This is a genomic window from Candidatus Niyogibacteria bacterium CG10_big_fil_rev_8_21_14_0_10_46_36 (genome assembly GCA_002772995.1).
Classification (GTDB): Bacteria; Patescibacteriota; Minisyncoccia; order 1-14-0-10-42-19; family 1-14-0-10-42-19; genus 1-14-0-10-46-36.
Genome location: PFCO01000004.1, coordinates 36,885 through 43,729, shown reverse-complemented (window position 1 = coordinate 43,729; position 6,845 = coordinate 36,885). Strand labels below are relative to the sequence as shown.

General features: G+C 46.6%; 9 protein-coding genes. 2 read left to right on the top strand and 7 right to left on the bottom strand.

Going from position 1 to position 6,845, the window contains the following annotated elements:
- The first annotated feature begins 161 nt into the window (after positions 1-161).
- Both COU47_02080 and COU47_02075 read left to right on the top strand, forming a co-directional pair.
- Positions 162-377: a hypothetical protein gene (locus tag COU47_02080; protein ID PIR69672.1), complete on the top strand. Its 216-nt coding sequence runs from the start codon at positions 162-164 to the stop codon at positions 375-377.
- A gap of 91 nt (positions 378-468) precedes the next feature.
- Positions 469-1,014, top strand: a complete 546-nt coding sequence (locus COU47_02075; protein PIR69671.1) for an ATP:cob(I)alamin adenosyltransferase — start codon at positions 469-471, stop codon at positions 1,012-1,014.
- A gap of 93 nt (positions 1,015-1,107) precedes the next feature.
- Here the strand turns inward: COU47_02075 and COU47_02070 are convergent, their stop codons facing one another.
- The 7 genes from COU47_02070 to COU47_02040 all read right to left on the bottom strand — a co-directional run bounded on the left by COU47_02070 (position 1,108) and on the right by COU47_02040 (position 6,845).
- Positions 1,108-1,344, bottom strand: a complete 237-nt coding sequence (locus tag COU47_02070; protein PIR69670.1) for a hypothetical protein — start codon at positions 1,342-1,344, stop codon at positions 1,108-1,110.
- Between the two features lie 126 nt (positions 1,345-1,470).
- Complete coding sequence (locus tag COU47_02065; GenBank protein ID PIR69669.1) at positions 1,471-1,968, bottom strand: hypothetical protein; 498 nt, start codon at positions 1,966-1,968, stop codon at positions 1,471-1,473.
- Between the two features lie 12 nt (positions 1,969-1,980).
- The gene (gene gatA, locus COU47_02060; protein ID PIR69668.1) at positions 1,981-3,411 is read right to left on the bottom strand and encodes an Asp-tRNA(Asn)/Glu-tRNA(Gln) amidotransferase GatCAB subunit A; all 1,431 of its coding nucleotides are present in this window, start codon (positions 3,409-3,411) and stop codon (positions 1,981-1,983) included.
- Position 3,412: 1 nt separating this feature from the next.
- Entirely contained in the window at positions 3,413-3,706 is a 294-nt protein-coding gene (locus COU47_02055) for an Asp-tRNA(Asn)/Glu-tRNA(Gln) amidotransferase GatCAB subunit C (protein ID PIR69667.1), read from the bottom strand.
- A 5-nt stretch (positions 3,707-3,711) separates the two neighbouring features.
- The gene (locus COU47_02050; protein ID PIR69666.1) at positions 3,712-5,724 is read right to left on the bottom strand and encodes an NAD-dependent DNA ligase LigA; all 2,013 of its coding nucleotides are present in this window, start codon (positions 5,722-5,724) and stop codon (positions 3,712-3,714) included.
- A 61-nt stretch (positions 5,725-5,785) separates the two neighbouring features.
- Positions 5,786-6,280: a hypothetical protein gene (locus COU47_02045; GenBank protein ID PIR69665.1), complete on the bottom strand. Its 495-nt coding sequence runs from the start codon at positions 6,278-6,280 to the stop codon at positions 5,786-5,788.
- 1 nt (position 6,281) lies between these two features.
- Positions 6,282-6,845 carry a hypothetical protein gene (locus tag COU47_02040; protein PIR69664.1) on the bottom strand — a complete coding sequence of 188 codons (564 nt, stop codon included), beginning with the start codon at positions 6,843-6,845 and terminating at the stop codon, positions 6,282-6,284.

Genomic DNA, 6,845 nt, shown 5'->3' with positions numbered 1-6,845 from the left:
ATTGCACCGGCGTCTGGAGGTTATGAGCCTCCCGAGGTACTACTCCTCCACCCCGCGATGTAATTGTTATCGTACAACAAATTTACTGTTTCCGCAAACCTTCTTTTTAAGTACTCCCAAAAACTCTTGCTTCTTTGTAAAAAATATGGTACTCTTTACAGATGAACAAAAACCCTCAAACAATAAACGAAGATTTTGTGACTTCTGAAATTTTTCTCGCCAACTATAATAAAACTATCCCCAAAAGCTTTCCACGCGCAACAACTAAGGCATTAGAACAGTTTAGGAATATATACCCGAATCTCTTCAAAAACTCCGACGAATGGTCCATACGCAAACACCGCAAACGCTTTATGGATTGGATTTCTTCACACTAAAAACACATACAGCCTCCTTTCGGGGGCTTTTGTGTTCCGTGTGTTTTTCGTATAATAAATATGTACTTTTTATTATTCACTATTTCAAACTATGGCATTATTTTACACAGGAAAGGGAGACAAAGGAAAAAGCAAAGTCGGCAAAAAGCAGATGGACAAAGGCAGCTTTGAGGCAGAGCTCTTAGGGATGCTTGATGAGCTTAACAGCCTTTTAGGCCTTATTAAATCTCAAAAGGAACTCCCGAAAGACTTGCGGAAACACCTGGGAGGCGTGCAAGAAAAAATATTCATCATACAGGCGCATATCGCCGCCCTTATCTTTAAGGGAAAGGAATCCGCGCGCATTACAAAGGGTCATATCAAGGAACTAGAAGCAATCATTGAAGCGCTTGAAAAAGAAATAGAACCAGCAAAGAAGTTTGTTATTTCCGGGGAGCACGAAGTATCAGCATGGCTTGATTACGCCCGCGCCGTAACCCGAAAAGTGGAGCGGGAGGTTGTGCGATTCAAGAAGAAAAAAGAAGTATCCCCCGAGACTGTCGCGTTCTTGAACCGCTTGTCCAGTTTTCTCTTCGCGCTTGCGCGAAGTGAGATGAAAAAATCAGGCAAAAAGGAAAAACACCCGAAGTACAAATAAAACGAAAATAAAAAATCTGGGGCGTCTGCTCCAGATTTTTTTAAAACTTTGATTTTATATGATGTCGTGTCCGCTTCTTGTTGTATGGTTTCGTCAGGCAGGCATCTTTCTGAACCATTTACCCAGCAGAACGCCCCCGGTAATACCGGCAAGAAATAGGAATATGGTAAAAAACCGTACAAAATGAAGAGTGCTTATGTCAAACGCTGCAAGCGCATCTCCCACAAAATGGAGCCCCGTTATTATATAAAGTTCCATTAAAACAAGAAGCACTCCCACCGTTCCCATAAAGCCTGCTGGAAATCCTATCAGATAAGAAAACACCCTCATTTTTTTCATCTCCTTTTTTTAATTTACTGCGCGCATCATAACTCTTTTTATGCAAAAAATCAATCTTTACGCATACTGTAAAAGAAACACGCGCCAGCCAACACTCCTTCCGCGGCAAGCCACAACCTAAATGTATTCAAACTCTTCAAGGCCCTTTTTAAAAAGGTCTATTGTGTATTCTGCTTCGCTCTTTGTAACCGCCGTTTCGGGCTCGTGCGCTATACGGTTTCGGAGCTTATGGGCTTTCCAGACCGCCTGGAGCGATTCAAAATCACTCGGCTCTATCTGCTTTAAGCGATCGCCCATCGTTATTCCTTCATACCCCATGCGCTTCAGTAGATCATCCATTATGGAGTCTGCTTCAATAACCGCAAGCTTCCAATCAGATGGGTGATTCGACTGCATTCTTTTCTCAACATTCTCCCATCTTCCTTTGCGTTCTTCTCTGGGGAAATGTTCCGTACGAATAAATTCAGTAATCTCACGGAGAACACGCCACCGGACTATTTCCTGAGTCTTTATCACCACTGCAATAATAGCGGTTACCGCCGTAACCGAAACAACGATGGCTATCGCCTTCCACCAAAAGACTACCTCCGAGACTGTCTGTAAAAATCCTTCCATACCCAGTATATATTAATTATACCGCTCAAGTGCTTTTCCTGCATCAAAAAGCATTGGTTCCCCAAACCATGGCGCAATAAGCTGCATGCCAAACGGAAGCGTTGCGCCATTGCGTTCTCCAGTGCCAAATGGCACGGATAATGCGGGGACTCCCGCCAAATTCGCAGACACCGTAAAAATATCTGACGCATACATCTTCACCGGGTCATCCGACTTTTCGCCGAACGCAAACGCTGGGGACGGCGTAGTCGGTGTAAGAAGCATATCCACCTCGCCAAAGACTCGCTTAAAGTCGGCAATAAACCGCGCCCGTACTTTTTGAGCGCGCGCGTAATACGCGTCATAATATCCGGCGGAAAGAATATAAGTTCCTAAAAGAATCCGCCGCTGCGCCTCACCACCAAATCCCTTGCTGCGGCTTTCTTCATACATCTCAAGAAGATTTTTCCCTTTGTGAGAAAACCCGTACCGAACGCCGTCAAACCGCGCAAGATTTGATGACACTTCGGCAGGCATAATGACATAATACAGCGGAAGCGCGTACGATGTGTACGGAAGCGATACTTCTTTCGTTATATGCCCTTCTTTTTCAAGAACTTCACGCGCACGCATCCATACATCTTTCATGTCAGCGTCAACAAGTTCCGTATCTAATCCATATTCCTTCGGGATACCGATAACGAGCTTTTCTTTTTTTGCATGCTCTTTGGATGAGACTGTGGTTGCATCTTTTTCGTCTTTTCCGCGGATAACATTATATATGAGCTCCGCATCATTGACCGTCCCCGTAAGCGGGCCTATCTGATCTAAAGAAGACGCCATCGCAATAAGGCCGGAACGGGAAACCGCGCCATATGTGGGTTTCATCCCCACAACGCCGCAGAATGCCGCAGGCTGGCGGATTGACCCGCCTGTATCTGAACCAAGCGCTGCTAATGCCATACCCGCAGACACCGCAGCCGCAGAACCTCCTGACGACCCGCCGGGTACCCGTTTTGTGTCATGTGGGTTTTTTGTGGGACCGAATGCCGAGTGTTCGGTGGATGAGCCCATTGCAAATTCGTCCATGTTTGTCCTCCCCAAAAATACCGCGCCTGCGTCACGGAGTTTTTCTACAACATACGCATCGTACGACGCAATATATGGTTCTAATATGTTTGAAGCGGCAGACGCGTGCTTGCCCCGGATAAGCATATTGTCTTTTATCGCAAACGGCACGCCTTCAAGCACCCGCGGTTCCGCGCCCGACGCCAGCCGCTCGTCTATTTCTTGTGCGCGCTCAAACGCGTCATCAAATACTTCAAGATACGCGTGCACCCCTTTGTCCTTCTTTTTTATTTCTTCAGCATACATCCCGACAAGCTCCCGCGCGGAAATATCTTTGTCATGAAGAGCTTTTTTAGCGTCAGCTATGGTAAGCGTATTAAGATCGATAAGCGCCATATTATTTTTCTAAAACATTTTTTACCTTAATATAGCCGTCTTCCTCCATGGGTGCCGCAGCAAGCAAACGCTTTATAAGTTCGGTGTCTTCTGTGTTTTCTTTTGTATCGCCCCGCAAACTTGATGTGAGATGTTCAAAGTGTGTAAATGTTTCATCTCCCACATCGGCTTCCTGTAATGTCTTTACATATTCCAAAATCGCTTGCAGGTCATGTGCAAGATTATTCTTATCCCGTTCGTTTATATGTATCCGCGCAAGACGCGCAAGATGTTCTATTTCTTCTGCTGATATCATGCTTGTTACCCTACTATCTTTAAAAATTCTTTTTCCGTGAGCACCTTTACTCCCAGTTTTTTTGCCCGTTCTATCTTTGAGCCCGGGTCATCTCCCGCGACGACATAATCCGTTTCTTTAGAAACACTCGAAGACACATTGCCCCCAAGATCCCGTATTCGTGTCTTTGCGTCATCCCGGATCATAGAAGACAAGGTGCCCGTTAAAACAAAAGTTTTCCCCTTAAGCTTCGTCCCTGCCGTTTTCTTATAATGCGTTATTGTAACATGTTTGAGGAGCTTCTTTAAGACGCTTTGATGATGCGGATCATGAAACCAATCATAGATACTTTGCGCAACAACACCGCCTATGTTCGGTATAGACTCTATATCCTTAAAAGACGCGGACCGTATAGCATCAATGCTGCCAAAATGGCCCGCAAGATCGTATGCCGTTTCTTCTCCGACATGCAGAATGCCGAGCCCCAGAAGAAACCGCGGAAGGTCTATGGTGGTACGCTTGTGTATCGCACGGATAAGATTTTCCGCCGATTTCTCACCAAACCGTTCAAGCGGTGCTACATCCCCTTCTTGTAGCTCAAAAAGATCCGGTGCATCTTGGATAAGTCCGTTATCCAGAAGTGCGTCAATAATTTTGGGGCCAAGTCCATCAATATCAAAAGCGGCACGGGATGCAAAATGATACAAATGTTCGCGGTGCCGTGCAGGGCATGTGCTGTTCGTGCAGCGATGTATTGCGCCATCCTTTGTTACTGTGCGCGCGCATACGGGGCATGTATGCGGCATATGGAAATGCTTTTCTTTTCCCGTCCGCATGCCTTTTACCACTTCGCGCACATCAGGAATAACATCACCGGCGCGCCCTACGATCACCGTGTCGCCAACGCGTACATCCAGACGTTTTATTTCGTCTTCATTGTGAAGCGTTGCCCTGCTTACTGTCACCCCGCCCACAGATACCGGCCGGAGATGCGCGACAGGCGTAAGAGCGCCCGTCCGCCCAACCTGCACTACTATATCTTCAACAACCGTTGTCGCTTCTTCTGCGGCAAATTTGTAGGCAATGGAGCCGCGCCGCGCTTTTCCCACCGCGCCAAGCTTGTCATACAGCATATTGTCATTGATAGTCACCACTATGCCATCTATCTCGTACGGGAGCGTACCGCGCTTTTTTTCCCATTCGTTCCGGAACGCAATAACATCATCTATCGTGTGAAGCGCTTTCCCGTGAGAGTTTGTCTTAATGCCAAAGCTCCGGAGCGCTTCGTATTCAGCGCTTCGCGAGGGGTATGCCTTCAGATATGCCGCATCATTCGGTTTGCCGACAATGCCATACGCAAAAAAATCCAGCTTGCGGCGGGCGGTTATCTTGGGATCGAGCTGGCGGATGGAGCCCGCGGCCACATTGCGCGGATTTGCATACGCTTTTGCACCTTTCTTTTTCTGCTCTTTGTTTATGCGCTCAAATTCCTTTTTGCTCAAAAATACTTCGCCGCGGAGAATGAGCGTCTTTGGAAAATCACCGCGCAATGTTAATGGAATCGCTTCTATTGTTTTTATGTTCTGCGTTACATCCTCTCCTATCTTTCCGTCTCCCCGGGTTGCCGCCTGCACAAGACTTCCGTCCGCATAGGCAAGCTCTACAGCAAGACCATCCATTTTTAAATCACAATAAAATAACTGCTCGCTTTTCCGAAGCGTCCGGTGTAATTTGTTTTCTACGCGTAAAAGCCAATCGTGCATGTCTTGCGGGCTAAATGCATCCTCAAGAGAGAACATGGGCGACACATGCGCTACTTTTTTAAATTCTTTTAACGCTTCGCCGCCTACGCGCTGTGTCGGCGAATCGGGGGTGCGAAACTGCGGGAACGCATCTTCAAGCGTTTTTAGTTCACGCTTAAGGGAATCAAGCGCGGCATCAGAAATCTCCTGCCGGTCAAGGACATGATACAAATACCGATGATGCTCTATCACCTTTTTTAATTTGTCTATCCTTTTTTTTGCTTCTGCTCGGTCCATACAAAGAAATATACGAAATTACATGTAATTTCGTATCGTTCCCCCTTTTACCCATGATTTATTAATACTGCGCCTGCAATCCGCGCTCAACAACGAATCCTTCGGTGCAGGTGTTGTGTCCGCGCGAACGGATAGTAGTTAATATCCGTTTATTGGGCTCATTCCCTGTTGTGCATCCGCCGACATCGCTTACACATGATTTGGTAACCGTAACCTCAAAGGCGCACGACCCGTTATCTAGCGTCAAATTATTTAATACGCTTGTTTCTGCTCCTCCCACAGTAAAGTCCTGCCCATTACAAGTAATAACGGACGGCGGCGTATCGCTTGCAAACGAGCCCTGCACAAAATCCCAATAAATCGCGCATTCAACGCCTGTATTTGCACCGTAAAACGCAAGGCGGGATTCGCGCGCGGATGTTGAAAGCGATATCTCACGCACAATAATGCCAAATACGCTCAAACTGATAGCCAGCACAATGGAAATGACAAGCAACGACAAAAGCAGCGTAAACCCCGCTTTGTTATGCCGCTTTTTGTATTTTAAAAAATTCATATTACGAATCGAGCAAGCGCTGGCTTAATGTAGTTTGTAAGTCAATCGTGATAACCGTGCCTTTCACCGTTGCGCTTCCCCGCGCAGCGATAATAACCCGGGGCTGAAGATTGTCGCCTACACCCGAACCCAGAACATAAAATGTAAGGCGGTCTATGGAGATGTTTTGGGAAGTCACCGGGAAAAATTGGGCATCAATCTCACTCCATCGCTCAATCTGGCCGTTCCGGAGCTGATACGATACGACTTCTCCCCGCGAGTTAAAAAAAGTAAACGACGGACCGCCCGCTCCGCAGTCACGAGGGGTTGTGGTTACTTCATCGATAGAAACACCGCAATGGTACGAATACCCAAGGCGTGATTCTTTTGACATGGTCTCGAGCGCAAAACGGATGTTGTCTTGGATGTTCTGGATTGCTATCGCGCGTTTTTGCGCTGCAGAGATGCTCAAAATAGAACTCACAGACAACAACATTGCTATTGAAAACACGCCTATCGCGACGATCATTTCTATGAGCGTAAAGCCTTCTTTTTTTTGTTTGATGATGCGCAGTAAAAATTTCAT